General features: G+C 69.1%; 15 protein-coding genes. 1 reads left to right on the top strand and 14 read right to left on the bottom strand.

The window, feature by feature from the left end:
* Nucleotides 1-99: 99 nt before the first annotated feature.
* From ACWEWT_RS18660 to ftsY, 5 genes are all read right to left on the bottom strand, one after another.
* Nucleotides 100-417: a hypothetical protein gene (locus ACWEWT_RS18660; protein ID WP_452560441.1), complete on the bottom strand. Its 318-nt coding sequence runs from the start codon at nucleotides 415-417 to the stop codon at nucleotides 100-102.
* Between the two features lie 126 nt (nucleotides 418-543).
* Nucleotides 544-3,003 (bottom strand): [protein-PII] uridylyltransferase, encoded by a 2,460-nt coding sequence (locus ACWEWT_RS18655; RefSeq protein ID WP_452560472.1) that lies wholly within the window; start codon nucleotides 3,001-3,003, stop codon nucleotides 544-546.
* Nucleotides 3,004-3,112: 109 nt separating this feature from the next.
* Nucleotides 3,113-3,451 (bottom strand): P-II family nitrogen regulator, encoded by a 339-nt coding sequence (locus tag ACWEWT_RS18650; protein ID WP_452560470.1) that lies wholly within the window; start codon nucleotides 3,449-3,451, stop codon nucleotides 3,113-3,115.
* A gap of 5 nt (nucleotides 3,452-3,456) precedes the next feature.
* On the bottom strand, nucleotides 3,457-4,746 hold the full coding sequence (locus ACWEWT_RS18645) for an ammonium transporter (protein ID WP_452560468.1): 1,290 nt from the start codon (nucleotides 4,744-4,746) through the stop codon (nucleotides 3,457-3,459).
* A gap of 235 nt (nucleotides 4,747-4,981) precedes the next feature.
* Entirely contained in the window at nucleotides 4,982-6,514 is a 1,533-nt protein-coding gene (gene ftsY / locus ACWEWT_RS18640; protein ID WP_452560439.1) for a signal recognition particle-docking protein FtsY, read from the bottom strand.
* Between the two features lie 177 nt (nucleotides 6,515-6,691).
* Between ftsY and ACWEWT_RS18635 the strand changes: the two genes are divergently transcribed.
* Entirely contained in the window at nucleotides 6,692-7,081 is a 390-nt protein-coding gene (locus ACWEWT_RS18635) for a DUF2237 family protein (RefSeq protein ID WP_452560438.1), read from the top strand.
* Between the two features lie 263 nt (nucleotides 7,082-7,344).
* Here ACWEWT_RS18635 and smc read toward each other — a convergent pair whose 3' ends face one another.
* From smc to mutM, 9 genes are all read right to left on the bottom strand, one after another.
* Nucleotides 7,345-10,968 (bottom strand): chromosome segregation protein SMC, encoded by a 3,624-nt coding sequence (gene smc / locus ACWEWT_RS18630; protein ID WP_452560436.1) that lies wholly within the window; start codon nucleotides 10,966-10,968, stop codon nucleotides 7,345-7,347.
* 180 nt (nucleotides 10,969-11,148) lie between these two features.
* Entirely contained in the window at nucleotides 11,149-11,568 is a 420-nt protein-coding gene (locus ACWEWT_RS18625; protein WP_452560435.1) for a DUF1707 SHOCT-like domain-containing protein, read from the bottom strand.
* Nucleotides 11,569-11,684: 116 nt separating this feature from the next.
* On the bottom strand, nucleotides 11,685-11,981 hold the full coding sequence (locus ACWEWT_RS18620) for an acylphosphatase (RefSeq protein ID WP_452560433.1): 297 nt from the start codon (nucleotides 11,979-11,981) through the stop codon (nucleotides 11,685-11,687).
* Between the two features lie 2 nt (nucleotides 11,982-11,983).
* Nucleotides 11,984-12,457 (bottom strand): OsmC family protein, encoded by a 474-nt coding sequence (locus tag ACWEWT_RS18615; RefSeq protein ID WP_452560431.1) that lies wholly within the window; start codon nucleotides 12,455-12,457, stop codon nucleotides 11,984-11,986.
* A 124-nt stretch (nucleotides 12,458-12,581) separates the two neighbouring features.
* Nucleotides 12,582-14,102, bottom strand: coding sequence for a substrate-binding domain-containing protein (locus ACWEWT_RS18610; protein ID WP_452560429.1), 1,521 nt, complete (start codon nucleotides 14,100-14,102; stop codon nucleotides 12,582-12,584).
* A 134-nt stretch (nucleotides 14,103-14,236) separates the two neighbouring features.
* Complete coding sequence (locus tag ACWEWT_RS18605; RefSeq protein WP_452560428.1) at nucleotides 14,237-15,322, bottom strand: winged helix DNA-binding domain-containing protein; 1,086 nt, start codon at nucleotides 15,320-15,322, stop codon at nucleotides 14,237-14,239.
* 43 nt (nucleotides 15,323-15,365) lie between these two features.
* Nucleotides 15,366-16,427 carry a PHP domain-containing protein gene (locus ACWEWT_RS18600; protein ID WP_452560427.1) on the bottom strand — a complete coding sequence of 354 codons (1,062 nt, stop codon included), beginning with the start codon at nucleotides 16,425-16,427 and terminating at the stop codon, nucleotides 15,366-15,368.
* A 3-nt stretch (nucleotides 16,428-16,430) separates the two neighbouring features.
* On the bottom strand, nucleotides 16,431-17,012 hold the full coding sequence (locus tag ACWEWT_RS18595) for a dihydrofolate reductase family protein (protein WP_452560425.1): 582 nt from the start codon (nucleotides 17,010-17,012) through the stop codon (nucleotides 16,431-16,433).
* A 79-nt stretch (nucleotides 17,013-17,091) separates the two neighbouring features.
* Nucleotides 17,092-17,979: a bifunctional DNA-formamidopyrimidine glycosylase/DNA-(apurinic or apyrimidinic site) lyase gene (gene mutM / locus ACWEWT_RS18590; RefSeq protein ID WP_452560423.1), complete on the bottom strand. Its 888-nt coding sequence runs from the start codon at nucleotides 17,977-17,979 to the stop codon at nucleotides 17,092-17,094.

The following is a 17,979-nucleotide window of genomic DNA, read 5'->3' as shown; positions in this document are numbered from 1 at the left end:
GACGAAGCGAAGGAGCGCAGCGACTGAGCGAAGGAGTGAAGAACCGGGGTTGATAGGGCCCCACCCCGCGGCGCCGAAGGCGCCGCAAATAAACACAGCTCACGACCCCGTGACGCCGGAGGCCGCGCCGTCGATACGGCGATAGTCGTGCTGTTCCACAGCGACCAGGTAGGCCGCCTCACGCCCGGTGAGGCCGAGTTCGCGAGCGAGCGCGTCCAGCCGCGACCAGTCGTCGTCGGGCGGTAGCCCGTTGGTCGCCACCGCGGCGGCCACCGTCATCGCGGCCATGGCCTGGGATTCGTTGAGTGTGCGTCCCGGTAGCCAGGACACCACCCAGTAGGCGTCACCTACACATCGGGCGATGTGCGGTGTCGTATCGCTGGTCATGATCGACGAGGTCACCACTTGGATTGCCACCGACCTGCTCCCCTCATGAGCGCGACAGCTGACCACCCGAATGTTAGGGGCCCGATCCGGTACCGCCGCAGACATGTCGGCAAACGGTGAGCAATCGACGCGTAACGGTGACCTTCGTCTCGAACGCTAGTTCTGCTCCGGCTCCGGGGGTTTGCGCGGAGCCGGTCGCGGAACCACCGCCAGCAGGGCCGATTCGATCTCCGCGATCCGGTCCGGACCGGATCGCGCACCCAGATCCACACAGAACACGTCCACCACGAACGATCCCATCGTCACGACCTTCGCCCAGCACACCTCGGCGCCCGTGGCCGCCAGTACCGCGGCCAGCCGGCAGAGCAGACCGATCCGGTCCTCGGCCCGTAGCTGCAGGATCAACCGGCCCGGAATCGTGGTCTCCGACCACAGGAGCCGGGGTTCGGCCTGGGCATATCGCGCGGCGCCGAGCGAATCCCGTTCCCGCGCGTCCAGCGCCGCCCGTACATTCAGATCCCCGGCGACGGCCCGTTTGATCTCCTGGCGCAGCAGGCCCGCGTCCGGCGGACCACCGAAAGTCGGTGTCACCACGAAGGTGTTGACCGCCGACTCTCCGGCCCCGCGGACCGATGCCGACAGCACCCGCAGCGAATGCAGCGCCAGGACGCCCGCGGTGTTCGACAGCAGGCCGGGGGTGTCCGGGGCGATCACGGTGGCGATATGGGTGTATTTCCCCTCTCCCGGCACCAATTCGACATGCACACCACCCGCGGCCGCGCGGACCAGCAGTTCATCCGGGATGGGTTCGGGTTCGGGGAGTGGCTCCCCCGCCATCACCCGGCGGCACCGCCGGACCAGTTCCCCGATCAGCGTGGATTTCCAGTCGCCCCATACGCCGGGCCCGGTGGCCAGTGAATCCGCCTCGGCCAGCGCGTGCAGCAGTTCGAGCCGGCGTGGATCGTTGTCGAGCGCGTCGACCACGTACTGCACGGTGCCGGGATCGTCGATATCGCGGTGGGTGGCCACATCGGGTAGCAGCAGATGGTGGCGCACCACGGCGCTCAGGATGTCCACATCCGAGGGCCACAGACCCATCCGGCGGCCGATCTGGGTGGCGAGTTCGGCACCCACCGCGCAGTGGTCCTCGACCCGGCCCTTACCGATATCGTGCAGCAGCGCACCGAGTGCCAGCAGGTCCGGCCGGGCGACGCGGGTACTCAGGGCGCCGGCGTAGGCCACCGTCTCCACCGAATGCCGGTCCACCGTCCATACGTGTACCGCGTCGCGCGGCGGCAGGTCCCGGACCGCCCCCCATTCCGGAAGCAGCCTGCCCCACAGACCGGTCCGGTCCAATGCCTCCACCGCGTCGATCACGCCGCGTCCGGCGCCGAGCAGCACCAGCAGATCGTTCAACGCGTCCTTGGGCCACGGTTCGCGCAGTTCCGGCGCGTCCTCGGACAGGCGGTTCAGCGTCGTCGCCGACATCGGCAGCCCGGTCTGGGCGGACGCGGCCGCGACCCGCAACACCAGCCCGGGATCGCGCTGCGGACGGGCGTCCCTGGCCAGCACCACTTCTCCGGCGTGTTCGACCACGCCCTCGTCGAGCGGGCGCCGCACCGGCATCCGGCGCAGCCGGGCCAGACCGCGACGCGGCAGCGCGTTACCCGCCGTGCGCAGACCCACATCGACCGAATAGCCGACGGTGCGCGCCGCATCGCTGAGTGTGCGGGCCAGATCGAATCGATCGCCGATCCGCAGCGCGGCTCCGATCTCGTCGGCGTCCTGGGCGCGCAACTGGTCGCGGGCCCGGCCCGCGACCCGGTGCAGTTCGGTGCGCACATCCAGCAGCCGCCGATGGGCCTGGTCCAGACCGCCGCCGGGCGCGTCCGGCCCCAGCCCGGGCATGGCATCGGTGAGCTGGGCGATGGCGAGCGCGTCCAGCAACTGGATATCGCGCAGTCCCCCGCGGCCGTTCTTCAGATCCGGTTCACTGCGGTGAGCGACCTGGCCGCTGCGTTCCCACCGGGCCCGGACCCCGGCGACCAGATCGTCGAAGCGTCCCCGTATCCCACTGCGCCAGTCCTTGCGGATACCGGCGATCACCCGATCGCTGAGATCGGAGTTACCGACGATATGCCGGGCGTCGAGCATGCCGAGCGCGGCGACCAGATCGTCGGAGGCCACCTTCAGCGCATATGGAACTGTCCGCACGCTGTGGTCGAGTTTTATATGCGCGTCCCACAGCGGATACCAGAGCCGATCGGCGATCTCGGCGACCCGTTTCGGGTCCATGTCCTCGTGCAACAGCACCAGATCCAGATCGGAGTACGGCAGCATCTCACGGCGGCCGAGCCCGCCGACGGCCATGATCGCCAGCCCACTGTCCGGAGTGATCCCCACTTCGGCGCCCTTGCTGGTGAGCCACAACTCGTACAGATCGACCAGGGCCGCGCGCAGCGATTCGGCGTCCAGTCGCGGATGCCGGGGCGCGCCCCCGCCCAGCAGTTGATCCCGGGCCCGCACCAGATCCGCGGCGCCGTGCGACAGTGCGGCCGCTTTCGCGGGCCGTCCACCGGTCCGCCCAGGCTCCCGTCCCTGCCGGCTGTCTACCAACGAAACCACCACCCGTTCACGCAGGCGACCCCGCCCCGACCGGTAACCGGTGGGAGCGGGGCCGCGTCATCGTTGTGCACCCGCTGTCGCGCTCGATGCGCGCAGGGACCTATAACGCGTCGGTGCCGCGTTCCCCGGTCCGGACCCGGACGATCGTTTCGACCGGGGTCACCCAGACCTTGCCGTCGCCGATCTTGCCGGTCCGCGACGCCTCGACGATCAGGTCCACGACCCGTTCGACGGTGGCGTCGTCGACCACGACCTCGACCCGGACCTTCGGCACGAAATCGACCGAGTACTCCGCACCGCGGTAGACCTCGGTGTGGCCCTTCTGCCGTCCGTATCCCTGGACCTCGCTCACGGTCATACCGAATACGCCCGCCTGCTCCAGGCCGGTCTTGACGTCTTCGAGCGTGAACGGCTTGACGATTGCGGTGATCAGTTTCATGGGGTTCATGCCTCCTTGACGGCCGAGCGAGCGGTTCCACCCAGTGCAGCGAAATCGTATGCCGTCTCCGCGTGTTCGGAATCGTCCATACCGTTGGACTCCGCTTCGGCGTCGGCGCGCAGGCCGATCGTGAACTTGATCGCGTACGCGATCACCAGGGCGATCACGAAGGAGTACACGAGAACCGCCACCGCGCCGAGGGTCTGACGGCCCAGCAGTTCGAGATCACCACCGTAGAAGAGGCCCTGGGCACCGGCGGGCGCCTCGGGTGCGGCGAACAAGCCGATCAGCACGGTGCCGAGAATACCGCCGACCATATGGATTCCCACGACGTCGAGCGAGTCGTCGTAACCGAGTTTGAACTTCAGGCTGACCGCCAGCGCGCAGACGGCACCGGCGATGGCGCCGATGGCCAGGGCGCCCAGCACGTTCACCGACGAACAGGACGGCGTGATGGCGACCAGTCCGGCGACGATACCCGACGCCGCACCCAGCGAGGTGGGCTTACCGTCGCGGATCTTCTCGACGACCAGCCAGGCGATCATCGCGGCCGCGGTGGCGACGAGGGTAGTGATGAAGGTCGCACCGGCGACCCCGTCGGCCGCGGCCGCCGAACCGGCGTTGAACCCGAACCAGCCGAACCACAGCAGCGCGGCGCCCAGCATGACGAAGGGCAGGTTGTGCGGACGGAAGGGGGTTTTCGGCCAGCCCGCGCGCTTACCGACCACGATGGCCAGCGCGAGCGCCGCGGCACCGGAGTTGATATGGACCGCGGTACCACCGGCGAAGTCGATGGCCTCGACCTTCTCCATGATCCAGCCGCCGCCCCAGACCCAGTGCGCGACCGGGAAGTACACCAGGGTGGCCCAGATGCCGGCGAACACCAGCCAGGCGCTGAACTTCAGCCGGTCCGCCACGGCGCCCGAGATGAGCGCCACGGTGATGATGGCGAACATCGCCTGGAACGCGACGAAGACCGTTGCGGGAATGGTCCCGAACAGCGGTACACCCGCCGATTCCTCGCCGAATCCGGCGATCAGAGTTTTCAGGCCGAAGAACTGCCCGGGGTCGCCGAGTAGTCCGCCCTTATCGGTGCCGAATGCCACCGAGAAGCCGTAGAGCACCCAGAGCACGGTGATCAGGCCCATGGCGCTGATACTCATCATGATCATATTGAGCACGTTCTTCCCACGGACCATACCGCCGTAGAAGAACGCCAGCCCGGGTGTCATCAACAGGACGAGCGCCGCGCTCGTCAGTAGCCATGCGGTGTCGCCGGCATTGGGCGTGCCGATCACGGTTTCCACCAGTTGCCTCCCTCATCTTCTGGGCCGCCGCTCGCGCGACATCGGGCCCGCTACTGAAGGGTCCTCATTCGGTGTTTCATCCGTGACGCCCAGGTGTTTCGCCTAGGTGAATGGATCGCGCCACAATGTTTCGGGCGTGTTGCACAGGCTGTGCGGAGGTTTCCGGAGCGCTGTGCGACACGCCGGAGCTGCGCGAATCCGGCCGGAGGTGCGCCGGTGGGGCCTAGCCCAGGAGCGCGTCCACGAAGGCCGACGGTTCGAACGGGGCCAGGTCGTCGGCCCCTTCGCCCAGCCCCACCAGTTTCACCGGCACCCCGAGCTCGTGCTGGATCTGGAAGACGATGCCGCCCTTGGCGGTGCCGTCGAGCTTCGTCAGCACGACACCGCTGATATCCACGACTTCCGCGAAGATACGGGCCTGGGCGAGTCCGTTCTGGCCGACGGTCGCGTCCAGCACGAGCAGTACCTCGTCCACCGAGGCTTTCTTCTCCACCACTCGTTTGACCTTGCCCAGTTCGTCCATCAGCCCGGTTTTGGTGTGCAACCGGCCCGCGGTATCGATCAGGACCACATCCACTCCGGCGTCGATCCCACCGGCGACCGCGTCGAACGCGACGGCGGCCGGATCGGCGCCCTCACGACCCCGTACGGTCTCCGCGCCGACCCGCTCGCCCCAGGTCTGCAACTGATCGGCCGCGGCGGCCCGGAACGTATCCGCGGCACCGAGCAGCACCCGGCGGCCGTCGGCCACCAGGACCCGGGCCAGTTTTCCGGTGGTGGTCGTCTTACCGGTGCCGTTCACCCCGACCACCAGCAGGATCGACGGGTGGTCGGCGTGCGGCAGCGCGCGCACGGCGCGATCCAGCTCCGGCCGCAGCGATTCGATCAGCACTTCGCGCAGAACCGAGCGTGCTTCCTCGGCCGTGCGGACACTGCGGGAAGCCATCTCCTCGCGTAATCGCTCCACGATGACCGTGGTCACCGCGGTACCGATATCGGCCAGGACCAGCGTGTCCTCGATCTCTTCCCAGGAATCCTCGTCCAGGTCCCCGCCGCCGAGCAGTCCGAGCAGGCTTTTGCCGACCGCGTTCTGGGACCGGGACAGCCGGCCGCGCAGCCGGGTCAGCCGGCCGGACGTCGGTGCGATCTCCTCGACCTCGGGGACCAGATGGGCTCCGGCGGCCGTATCCGGTGCGACCACCGGCGCCTCGGCAGGCGCACTCGCCTGCTCCGGTTGCGCGGTATCCGGCGTCGCGGGGGCGGTGTCGGTCCCGGCCGGAACCTCGTGCACAGGCGAGGTCTCGGCAGCCGGCGGCTGCGCCGTTTCGGGTGCGGAGGTGGCGTCGGCGGTGGGGGCGGACTCTGTTCCGGTCGCGGCCGTCGCGGAATCCACAGTGTCGGCCTCGGGCAGCGGAACGTCGGTGATCCCGCGACGCGGCGCGTCCCGCGGCACGGCCGCGTCGTCGCCGATATGTGGCTGCCCCTCCACATCGGTCCGCTCAGTGGGACTCGGCGCGGACGGCGCGGAGGGGTTCGGTTCCGGCGGGGCGGGAGCCGCGGTCGCACCCCGGCCACCCTGGCTGAAGGAGAATCCACCCGCCGCCCGATATCCACCCGAGCGGTCGGTCAGCTCGTCTTTCTCGGTCGGCGCCGTCAGCGATACCCGGCCGCGCTTGTACCGGACGAAACCGGCCACGAGCGCGACCAGCAGTACGGCGGCGATCACTGCGATCAGAATCCAGGCTTGCGCACTCACGCAGCCCATCCTTGCAGAGCGGCCCCGAGCGGCAGGTCACCCGGCCCGGCCTGCGCGGCGAGCGGCGCCCGGCCCTCGCCGGCCATCCGGTACCTCCCCGGATCGACCCCGCGAACACGGCCGGTGAGATTTCTTGTCCTGCGGAACTTCTCGCTACAGGCCAATAGGATCGGCGATGTGACCGATCGAAACGTGCTTGGGGGTCCGCTACAAGAGTGCGGCACCGATCCTCTGACCGGGTTCTACCGGGACGGCTGCTGCAGCACCGGCCCGGAGGATCTGGGTAGCCACACCGTGTGCACGGTCGTCACAGCCGAGTTCCTCGAACATCAGGCGTCGATCGGAAACGATCTGAGCACGCCTCGTCCGGAGAACAATTTCCCCGGGCTCCAGCCGGGGGACAGATGGTGTGTCGTGGCGGTGCGCTGGTTACACGCGCACGAGGACGGTGTCGCCGCACCGGTGGTGCTTGCGGCGACCCATGAGAATGCCCTGGAAGTGATAGCCATGGATATCCTCCGAAAATACGCGGTAGACGTCCCCGACGATGTCAGCGACCTGCTCTGATCCGCCCGGCTCGCGTCTCCTCGGGAACCGGCCGAGTTCCGCGGTACGCCAGCCCGATCCGGTCGGCCGCGTCCGGTGAATACGGTTTCTCGGCCGCGTGATCCGCTCCGGGGCGGCGTGCCGCGGCATCAGCGGCCTTGCCGTTCACCGCTGCGGGACGGGCGTGTTCACGTTGCGCAGCTCGCGGCGACCTGTGATCGGACGGGCGCGTCGAGCAGCGACCGGCGGCGAACCGCGTCACCGGTGGCGGCCGCGGGCCCGATTCACCGAGCCGCGTCGGCCGATGCGAGATCCTGTCCCCGCAACCGCTGCGAGATGACCTGGGTGATCCCGTCGCCACGCATACTCACGCCGTAGAGCGCGTCGGCGATCTCCATGGTCGGCTTCTGGTGCGTGATGACGATCAGCTGGCTCTTCTCCCGCAGCTGCTCGAACAGTCCGATCAGCCGGCGCAGATTGGTGTCGTCGAGCGCCGCCTCCACCTCGTCCATGACGTAGAAGGGTGAGGGCCGGGCTCGGAAGATGGCGACCAGCAAAGCGACGGCAGTCAGCGATTTCTCCCCGCCGGAGAGCAGCGACAGCCGTTTGACCTTCTTACCGGGCGGCCGGGCTTCCACTTCGATACCGGTGGTGAGCATATCGGTGGGATCGGTGAGCAGCAGCCGGCCGTCGCCGCCGGGGAACAGCGCCGCGAAGACCTGGACGAACTCCCGCTCCACATCGGCGTAGGCCTCGGTGAAGACCTGCAGGATCCGGGCGTCCACCTCGGCCACCACGTCCAGCAGGTCCTGGCGGGCCTTCTTGACATCCTCGAGCTGGGTGGCCAGGAAGTTGTAGCGCTCCTCGAGCGCCGCGAACTCCTCCAACGCCAGCGGGTTCACCTTGCCGAGGGTGGTCAGATCCTTCTCGGCCCGTTTGGCGCGCCGCTCCTGTGAGGCACGATCGAAGGGCATCGGCGCGGGCGCGGTCACCTGTTCGCCGCGCTCTTTGGCCTGCTCGTACTCCCGCATCTCCAGCTCGCTGGGCGGTAGCGCGACCTGGGGGCCGTATTCGGCGATCAGATCATCGAGGGCGATCCCGAACTGTTCGGCGATATTCGCCTCCAGCTGTTCGATCCGCAACGCCGCCTGCGCCTTGGCGACCTCGTCCCGGTGCACCGCGTCGGTGAGCTGTCCGAGCTGGGCGCCCAGAGCCCGAACCCGCTCCTTGATCCGGTCCACCTGGCCGGCGCATTCGGTGCGCCGCCGGACCAGTTCGTCGCGACGCCCGGCAGCCGCCGTCACCACTTTCTCGAGTTGGCCGGCCAGATCGGCACCGGATTCGGCGACCGCAGCGGCGACCCGGGCGGCCTGCCGACGCGCGGCCTGCGCGCGTTCGGCTCGGGCCCGGGCCTCGCGTTCGGCCCGGGCAGAGCGGCGCAGCGCATCGGCCTTACCGCGGACCGATTCGGCGCGTTCCTCGGCCGTTCGCACCGCGAGCCGCGCCTCGACTTCCATGGCCCGCGCTTCGGCGAGCGCGGCGGCGGCCTCCTCCCGGGCCAGCGCGGCGGCTTCGGTACCGGCGGCACCGGCGGTATCGCTGTCGGTCTCGGCCTGTTCCCGTTCCGCGTGCCGCAGCCGATCCTCGAGTTCGGCCAGCTCGGTGACCGCTTTCTCGTGTGCGGTCTCGGCATCGGCACGCTGGCCGGTCAGCCGCTCCGATTCGGCATCGGCCGCGCGGACCGCCGAACCCAGCCGGCCGAGCCGCTCGTAGACCGCGTTGAGGGCCTGATCGGATTCGTGCAGGGTCAGCAGTGTGTGGTCGACGGCTTCTTTACGGTCGGTCTGCTCCTCGAGCGCCCCGGCCAGGCTCGCTTCCAGTTCCTCGGCCCGGCGGCGGGCCGCGACCAGATCGGCTTCGGCGGCATCGATACCCGCCTGGATCTCCAATCGGCTCGGCGACCGATCCGAACCACCGATCAGCCATCCGGTACCGGCCAGATCGCCCTCGCGGGTGACCACCCGCAGTTCCGGACGTGCGCCGAGCAGCGCGGACGCCGCGTCCAGATCGTCGACGACAGCGACCCGGCGGGTCAGCGCCACCACGGCGGCCCGGACCGGGCCGGGGCAGTCCACGACATCGAGCAACCACCGAGCCGATCCGGGTAGCGCCCGATCCGTCTCCTCCTGCGATTCCCCGGATCCCTCGTAGACGAGCGCGGCCCGACCGCCGTCGGCTTTCCCGAGCGCCCGCAGGGCACCGAGCGCCGTCTCCCCGGTATCGGTCACCACGGCCTCGGCCACCGGACCGAGCACCGCCGCGACCGCGGACTCGAAACCGTTGTGTACCCGCAGTTGTTCCGACAGCGGACCCAGCAACCCGGCCGGATGGTTCTCGGTGAGCCAGGCCGCGCCGTCCCGGCTGGCCAGATTCATACCGAGAGCTTCGATCCGCGCGCTCAGCGAGGCGACCAGACGACCGGCCTCCCGATCCTCGGCCCGCAGTTCGGTGACCCGGCGGTCGGCCAGATCGAGTGCCTCCACGGCATGTTCGTGCTGGGCGTCGAGTCCGGCTTCCCCGGCGTCCAGTTCGGCCAATTCGTCCTGGACGGTGTCGAATTCGGTGCGCGCCGCGGTCCCCCGGGCCCGGGCCTCGGCGATCGCCGTGGACAACCGGACGATCTCGGCGTCGCCCGATTGCGCGCGGGTCCGCAGATTCTCGACCTGCCCGGACAGCCGGACCAATCCTTCGCGGCGGTCGGCGATGGCCCGTACCGCGGCCAGATGCGCCTGTTCGGCGGCCTTGGCCGCCTGCTCGCGTTCGGCGAGGCCGTCACGCGCGGCTTCCAGCGTTTCGGTGGCCATCTCGACGGTCTCGCGCAGTTCCGCTTCCTCGGCCTCCACCCGATCGGCTTCGGCTTCGAGTTGATCGGGGTCGCGGCCGGTGTTCGCGGGAGCGGACGTGTCCAGATGCCGGGCGCGATCACCGGCGATCCGGATGGTCGCGTTCACCCGCTCGGACAGCGCGGACAGCTGGAACCACAGCTGGCCCGCTGCCTCGGCTCCCGGAGTGAGTTGCGAGAGCTGGTATTCCTGCTGAGCGAGCGCGGCATTGGCGGCGTCGAGTTCGCTCTGCACGGTGATCTGCTGTTCCCGCGCGTAGGCCTCTTTGCTCTGCTGACTCTCCAGTTCGGTCCGGCGGGTGACCAGATCGTCGGCGGCCAGCCGCAACCGGGCATCGCGCAGATCCGCCTGCACCGTCTGCGCCCGGCGGGCCACCTCCGCCTGCCGGCCCAGCGGTTTGAGCTGACGGCGGAGTTCGGTGGTGAGATCGGTGAGCCGGGCCAGGTTGGCCTGCATCGCATCGAGTTTGCGAACGGCCTTTTCCTTGCGTTTGCGGTGTTTGAGCACCCCGGCGGCTTCCTCGATGAACGCGCGCCGATCTTCGGGACGCGATTCGAGGATGGCCGAGAGCTGCCCCTGCCCGACGATCACGTGCATCTCCCGGCCGATACCGGAATCACTGAGCAGTTCCTGCACATCCATCAGCCGGCAGGTGTTGCCGTTGATCTCGTATTCCCCGGCACCGTCGCGGAACATCCGGCGGGTGATGGAGACCTCGGCGTAGTCGATGGGTAGCGCGCCGTCGGAATTGTCGATGGTGAGGGTGACCTCGGCACGGCCCAGCGGCGCCCGGCCGGAGGTACCGGCGAAGATGACGTCCTGCATCTTGCCGCCGCGCAGCGCTTTGGCGCCCTGTTCCCCCATCACCCAGGTGAGCGCGTCGACGACATTGGATTTACCGGATCCGTTCGGGCCCACCACGCAGGTGATACCGGGTTCGAACCGCAGGGTCGTCGCGGACGCGAAGGATTTGAACCCTTTCAACGTCAAGCTCTTCAGGTGCAACGCCGACGACCCTTTCCGCCTCCGTGACTTGTCCGCCTCACCCAGGCCGATCAGCCATGGTATAGCCCGTGGCGCCGAGTCCCCATCCGGCGCACCGGCCGTGGCCGATCGATTGCCGGGTACGCCGGCTGCCCCGGCCGGGCGTGCGCACCGGCCGGACGTCACCGAGGCTACCGGGCGTTATATCTTCCGGCGATGGCGGTGGCCCGCTTCGATACCGGTTGCCGCCCGTACTGCCAGGACCGCGCCCCAGGGCCCGATGACCCATACGGGCCAGAAATAGGTGAACTCGCCGACCCCCAGCGATATCGCCGCCCAGATCATCAGGACGAGCACACTGACGGCGAGCCACGCGGTCGCTTCGATCCGCTGCCAGATCGGGAAGCGGGCCCGCGGTCTCACCTGCCGGACCGGCGTCGGTGTGGGCAGATCGGCCAGCACCCCGCTGAGTTCCTCGCGCGTCGCGGTGCGGTAGACCTGCGCGACCCGCTGGTCGTATTCGGTCAGATCGATGCGGCCGTCGCCGAGGTGCCGACTCAGCTCGCGCACGATCCGGTCGCGTTCGGCGTCCGAGGCCCGGGTGCCTGTCGTGATCTCCATTACCGCTCCCCTTACAGGTCAGACCACACTCCACAATGGAATACACATCAGAGTGCACCTTCCATTGTGTAATGTCAAGGGTTCGCGGCGGACGCTCGATCGATCGGGACCTGTCCCTACCTTTCGGTGAAACCGAGCAGCCCGCCCCGGGCGTCCTCCCACGACTCCACCACCAGATCCACCCGGCCGGGCGTATCCCCCGACCGCAACAACGCCAGCAACCGCTCGGCCGCTGCCCGGGGCCCCTCCGCCACCACATGCACGCGACCGTCGGCCGCGTTCGTGGCATGCCCGGTGAGCCCGAGTTCCAATGCCCGTGCCCGCGTCCACCATCGGAAGCCGACTCCCTGCACATATCCGTGCACCCAGGCACTCAGCCGGACCGGGCCGGTGCCGTCGGCGGCCGCCGCCACGATCAGTCGACCGTATCGATATCGAACGACAGGGTCACCTTGCTGCCGGCCTTCAGCGTGCGGCCGACCGTGCACACCTTGTCGATGGCCCGCTGCACCGTCACCAGCAACCGCTCCCGAGCGGCCGGATCGAGTTCGCTCATATCGAGTTCGAAAACCTCGTCCAGCTGCGGGTACACCTCGTTCTCCCGGTCCGCCGCACCGGAGACCCTTATGGTGGCGTCGTAGTCGTCACCGAGCCGCCGCGCCAGCGGCAGATCCGAACTCATCCCCGAGCAGGCGGCCAGCGCGATCTTCAGGAGTTCACCGGGCGTGAAGACCCCGGGTACCCCCTCGGAACCGATCAGCACCTCGGCGCCGCGCGAACTGTGACCGGTGTACCGGCGCGTACCCGTCCGCTCCACCCACAGGGTGGTCGGCCCGGCCGGATCGCCCGCTGCCGTGGCGGCGGGTGCCGCAGTGCTGTCATCAACCATGCTCGCGATCCTGCCATCCACCGTCGCGGCGCCGAGCACCCCCGTCCGCTGGCCGATCGGCGTCGGCGCGGCCGGTAGCGGCGCGGACCGACCGCGGCCCGGGATGCTCTCATCCGCCGCGCCCTCAGCCGCGTGGATGACACAGCGTGGGGTCCGCCAGTTCGGCACACGGCAGGTTGCCGTAGGACCGGATAACGTCCTGACCGGCCTCACCGAGCAGGAACCGCAGGAACCCCGCACCCAGCGAACCCGGCGCGAAGTCGCCGTACCCGAACGCGTACTCCACTCCCCAGAACGGATACGCGCGCTCGGTGACCTCCTCTCGGGTCGGGCGACGGCCGTCGATGGTCACCCCGGCCACACCGGGAGTATCGGCGGCGTCGGCGGATTCGCTGTAGCCGATCGCACCCGCGGTGGCGGCCACCTCGGCGAGCATATCGTCGGTGTAGAGCGTCTGACAGCGTCCGGGACCGTCGTCACGCCGCAGTTCGCGGCAGGTCACCCCGGGCTCCGGCGGCTGCGCCGAGTCGAGCAGGCGGGATTCGAACGTCCAGCGGGAACCCGAACCCGCATAGCGGTTGACGATACGCACCGGCTGATCGGCACCGCCCACTTCCCGCCAGTTCGACACCCGCCCCTGGAACAGGTCACTGATCTGCGCGGTCGTCAGATCCCGCACCCCCGTACTCGGATGGACGACCACCGAGAACAGGGAGACCGCCAGCGGCCGTTGCACCAGCGCCGGGTAGTCCGCGCCCTTCGGTGCGTCCCCGATGGCGAGCAGCCCGCTGTGGCCGCCGCCTGCCTCCTCGAGCCGGGCCGTGCCACGTTCGCTGCCCTCGAAACCGAAGGCGAAATCCGCTCCCGGGCAGGTCTGCTCGTAGAGCCGGGCCGCCTCCCGGATCACCGGTTCGAAGGCAGTGGAACCCACTACGGTCAGCGCGCCGGTCGCGCAGCCCAGCGGCGCCGGTTCGGGTTCGGCGATATCGATGACGGTCATCGCCGCGATGACCAGGACGAGGAACCCGGTGAGTGCCACCATGAGCAGCGAAACCCCGGTCCGGCCCTTGGTTTTGGCGATCCCGCCACCGGTCACCACCCCCTTCATGATCGGGTCCGGATAGGGTCCCTCCCCCGATGTCCGCTCCAGGGCGGCGAGGATCTTGTAGTGGTCGTTGCGGTTCAGCGGGACCTTCGGCAGATCGATCACACCGTCGCCCTGATCGAGTTGCCGGTGCCCGAATCCCGAATCCGGTTCGAAACACACGGCCAGCCCCTGATTGCTCAGTTCGGTGACCGCCATCCCGATCACCGTGCGCCCCGGGAACTGCAGGTGCAGACCGGCCCGGCCGGTCTGCGCGGTCACGTAGTCGGCGGCGTCGATGGTGGTGGCACCGTTGTTCTCGATCCGCACCAGCACCACCGACAGATCCTGCAGATCACGTTCACTTCCCACGGTGGTCTGCCGGAGCTGCCGCAGCGCGCCCGCGTGCCCGGATTCGGCTTCTCCGGTCACCGGAGTGTCCATCTGGATACGCCAGCCGAGCCGTTTCCGGCCGACGAACACGAATTCCCACAGAAACGCACCCACCGGAATCGCGATACCGGCCAGCGGCAGAACGAGATCGAGCATCAGTTCGCTCACCAGCGGTTACCATCCCCCCGACTCGATACAGTTCCCTTCATCTTTGGCCACCGGCGGGTGAAACCGACCGGGCGCGGGAACTGTTCGGCGACCGTTCACCGCCGCGACACCCGGGATCGGCCGGATCGCGCAAGTCATTCGGCGACGACGAGCCCACCGTTCCCGCCGGGCGCGACGAAACCGAGCAGCCGCCGCGCCTCGCCCTCGAGTTCCGCGCGCTCGTACGACCGCAGCGGATACCAGGGCAGAATGCGGATATCCGCCCCTTCCAGCGACCATCTTCCATGTGCGAAACCGTCGACCAGATACACCGGCACCCCGGCCGAGCCCTCGGCCGCGATGCGTCGGCGGTCCTCCTCGGCGATGATGCGGCGGCGATCCTTGTAGCCGAGCAGCGCGTTGTCGAACGCGGGCAGAAACCGCACGGGTACCGCGAGATCGGCATCCGCCACCGGTGCATCGGGGATATCGAACAGCTCGACCCCGCCGGGGCCGCGCCACATCCGCAATCGCGGCCGCAGCGCGACGACTGTTTCGGCCAGCCGGGTCAGCCCCGACCACGCCTGGATGTCGGCGACGGTCGCCGGTCCGAACACCGCGAGATAGCGCAGGATCAAGGTGACCGGATCCGGTTCGCCCAACGGGGATCCGATCCATTCGGCGGCCGGGCCGACCGTGACGTTCCGGTTGCGCCAGCGACCCCATTCCCCGGATTCGGCCCCGTGTGCCATCGGCACCAGTACCTCCACCGTTTCGGCGAGCCGCCGGGTATTCCGGTCCGGAAACCGATCGGCCAGCAGTGATCCCAGCTCACGGCGCGACATCCACCGGCCGGCCTGCAGTTCGCGCCCGGCGGCGGCCAGCTCGGATAGTTCGAGCCCCTCGATCTCCGTGCGGTAGTAGGCGGTATTCAGCGCACCCGCCACATAGGACTGCAGGGTGGGCCGGAGCCAGCGGAAATCCTCCGCGGTACTGAGATGCACGGTGCGCCGGAGCGTAGTGGAGCGGACCAGCTTCCGGTCGTGCAGCAGCGCCGCCAGGTCACCCTGCGCGAACCGGGCCGACCGCGACCACAGGCCGATATACGGCCAGTTCGGTTCCTGGCCCTGTACCGCGACCAGCTGCCGGATGATCTCGTAGGGCGGGAGTTCGGTCCGGGCCGCCAGATGCTGGCGCACCAGCAGCGTCCGGTTCAGTTCGCGCAGTGACAGTTCCCGCATACCGGGCATTATGGGCGCGTACACCGACAGTCCGCGGGCCCGGTCAGCCGGCGGACGTACGCGTCCACTCCAGTAATTCGTCCACCGGGCGGGTATTGACGATCCGGTCCGCCGGGACCTCGGCGGCCACGGCCCGGGCACAACCGTAGCCCTGCCAGTCCAGCTGGCCGGGTGCGTGCGCGTCGGTATCGATCGAGAACTCGCAGCCCATGTCCAGTGCGAGCCGGATCAACCGCGTGGGTGGATCGCGGCGCTCGGGCCGGCTGTTGATCTCGACCGCCGTACCGTAGCGGCGGCAGGCCTCGAAGACGATCCGGGCGTCGAACTCCGATTCCGGCCGGGTACCGCGCCCGCCTTCCACCAACCGGCCGGTGCAGTGGCCGAGTACATCGACGTTCGGATCCGCGACCGCGTACACCATCCGCCTGGTCATGGTGTCGGGGTCGTCGCGGAGCCGGGAATGCACACTGGCGACGACGATATCGAGCTCGGCCAGCAGATCCGCGTCCTGGTCGAGGGCGCCGTCGGCGAGGATATCGACCTCGATCCCGGTCAGGATCCGAAACGGGGCCAGCTCCACGTTCAGTTCGGCCACGACATCCAATTGGCGCCGCAGCCGTTCGGCGGACAGACCGTTCGCCACGGTGAGTCGCGGCGAATGGTCGGTCAAGGCGCAGTAATCGTGCCCGACCGCGGCCGCGCAGCCCATCATCTCGGCGATGGGGCTGCCACCGTCGGACCAATCCGAATGGGTGTGCAGATCACCGCGCAGCAGTTCCCGCAGCGGCGCCCCGCCGGGGCCGATCGGTTCGGCCGCGGCGCGGAGTTCGGCGAGATAGCGGGGCACCGTCCCGGCGTACGACTCCTCGATCACCGCCGCGGTCTTGGGGCCGATTCCGGCCAGTTCCCGCCAGCTGCGATCGCGGCGGTGCCGGTCGGCCGCGGTGTCGTCGAGCCCCGCGAGAATATCGGCGGCCCGCCGGTAGGCCTTCACCCGGTGCGTCTGCGCCCGGTCGCGTTCGAGCCAGAACCCGATCTCGCGCAACGCCGCGATCGGCCCCGGAGCGGGTCGCTCGGACCCGCGCGACGCGTCCGCCGCCGGCACCGGCTAACCCGTCCTGCCGTACTTCACGAAGGCCACACCGTCCTCGAAGACCTGGCTGGTGATCACCCGGAAATTCGCCGGATTCGGGAGTTGCGGGCCGGTGCCGAACAGCGGCCGTCCCCGGCCGAGCACGATCGGGTACAGCTTCAGGAAGATCTGGTCGATCTCCGGTAGCAGCGCCCGGGCCAGTTCACCGCCACCGCACAACCAGATACCGAGACCCTGCTCCTGCTTGAGCCGGGCGACCGCGGCGAGCGGATCCGTCCCGATCAGCTCCACGCCGGGATCCGGACGGGCGGTGAGCGTGGTCGACACCACGTACTGCCGCAGATGCGCGTACGGGCTCACGGTCCCGGTGCGGACACCGAAATCGTGGGTCCGGCGGCCCATGATCACGGTGTCGAAGTTCTCGTTGCGTCGGGTGATGCCCAGCGATTCCCGGACCTGCGACGGTAGCGTCTCCGGATACTGCGCGGTGATGGCGGGCCCGTGGTCGCCGCCGACCGGGAAGAAATCCACCGAACCGTCCTCGGTGGCGATGAACCCGTCGATGGTGGCCGCGACGTAGTAGGTGAGCTTGCGCATGGCCTGCCTCCCAGCCGGACCGGGTCGTGATCTTGCCCAGGCCACCGTAACCCGCCGCCGGGTCCCGCGCGAGGGGGTATCAGGAGGAGATGCGGCGGCCGCGCGGTGGCGGCTGGCAACGCGGACACGAATACGACGAGCGGTTCATGAACTTCTCCCGGACGATCACCGCGCCGCAGCGGGTACACGGCCGATCGCCGCGGCCGTACACCGCCAGCGCGCGTTCGAAATAGCCGGATTCGCCGTTCACATTCACGTACAGGGCGTCGAAGGAAGTGCCACCGGCGGCGAGCGCATCGGTCATCACCGCCTGTGCCTCGGCGAGAAGCGTGCGCAGCACCGGCCGGGTGAGCGCCGAGGCGATCCGCCCGCCGTGCACCTTCGCCCGCCACAGCGCCTCGTCGGCGTAGATATTGCCGATACCGGAGATCACGGCCTGATCCAGCAGCACTCGTTTGATCTCGGTGTTCTTCGTCCGCAGCGCCGCGACCACCCGGTCGGCGTCGAAGCGGGGATCCAGCGGATCCCGGGCGATATGGGCGAGCAGATCGGGCAGCAGGGCACCGTCCACCTCCACCAACGGCGCCAGCACCCAGCCACCGAAGGTGCGCTGATCGACGAATCGCAGCTCCCGGCCGTCGTCCAGGGTCGCCCGGATATGCGCGTGCTTCTCCACCGGGGCACCGGCGGGCTGCACCAGCATCTGCCCACTCATACCCAGATGGACGACCAGCGCGGTATCGGCGGACCCGCCGCCGGGCTCGTCGAAGGTGAGCCACAGGTATTTCCCGCGCCGTTCGGCCGCGGCGACCGAAAGCCCGGTGAGCCGGGCCGCCATATCGGCGGCACCCGCCTCGTGCCGGCGCACCGATCTGGGATGAGTGACGGTCACCGATTCGACGGTCCGCCCGCACAGGTGTTCGGTCAGGCCGCGGCGCACGACCTCGACCTCGGGGAGTTCCGGCAC

This window comes from Nocardia sp. NPDC003963 (assembly GCF_053605105.1).
The sequence above is the reverse complement of the archived record's forward strand: the minus strand, read 5'-3'. Positions and strand labels throughout refer to the sequence as shown.

Bases quoted from the DNA above. Each gene is read 5' to 3' on its own strand.
- ACWEWT_RS18650 (WP_452560470.1), bottom strand. From the start codon at position 3,451: ATGAAACTGATCACCGCAATCGTCAAGCCGTTCACGCTCGAAGACGTC.
- ACWEWT_RS18625 (WP_452560435.1), bottom strand. From the start codon at position 11,568: ATGGAGATCACGACAGGCACCCGGGCCTCGGACGCCGAACGCGACCGG.
- ACWEWT_RS18615 (WP_452560431.1), bottom strand. From the start codon at position 12,457: ATGGTTGATGACAGCACTGCGGCACCCGCCGCCACGGCAGCGGGCGAT.
- ACWEWT_RS18605 (WP_452560428.1), bottom strand. From the start codon at position 15,322: ATGCGGGAACTGTCACTGCGCGAACTGAACCGGACGCTGCTGGTGCGC.
- ACWEWT_RS18595 (WP_452560425.1), bottom strand. From the start codon at position 17,012: ATGCGCAAGCTCACCTACTACGTCGCGGCCACCATCGACGGGTTCATC.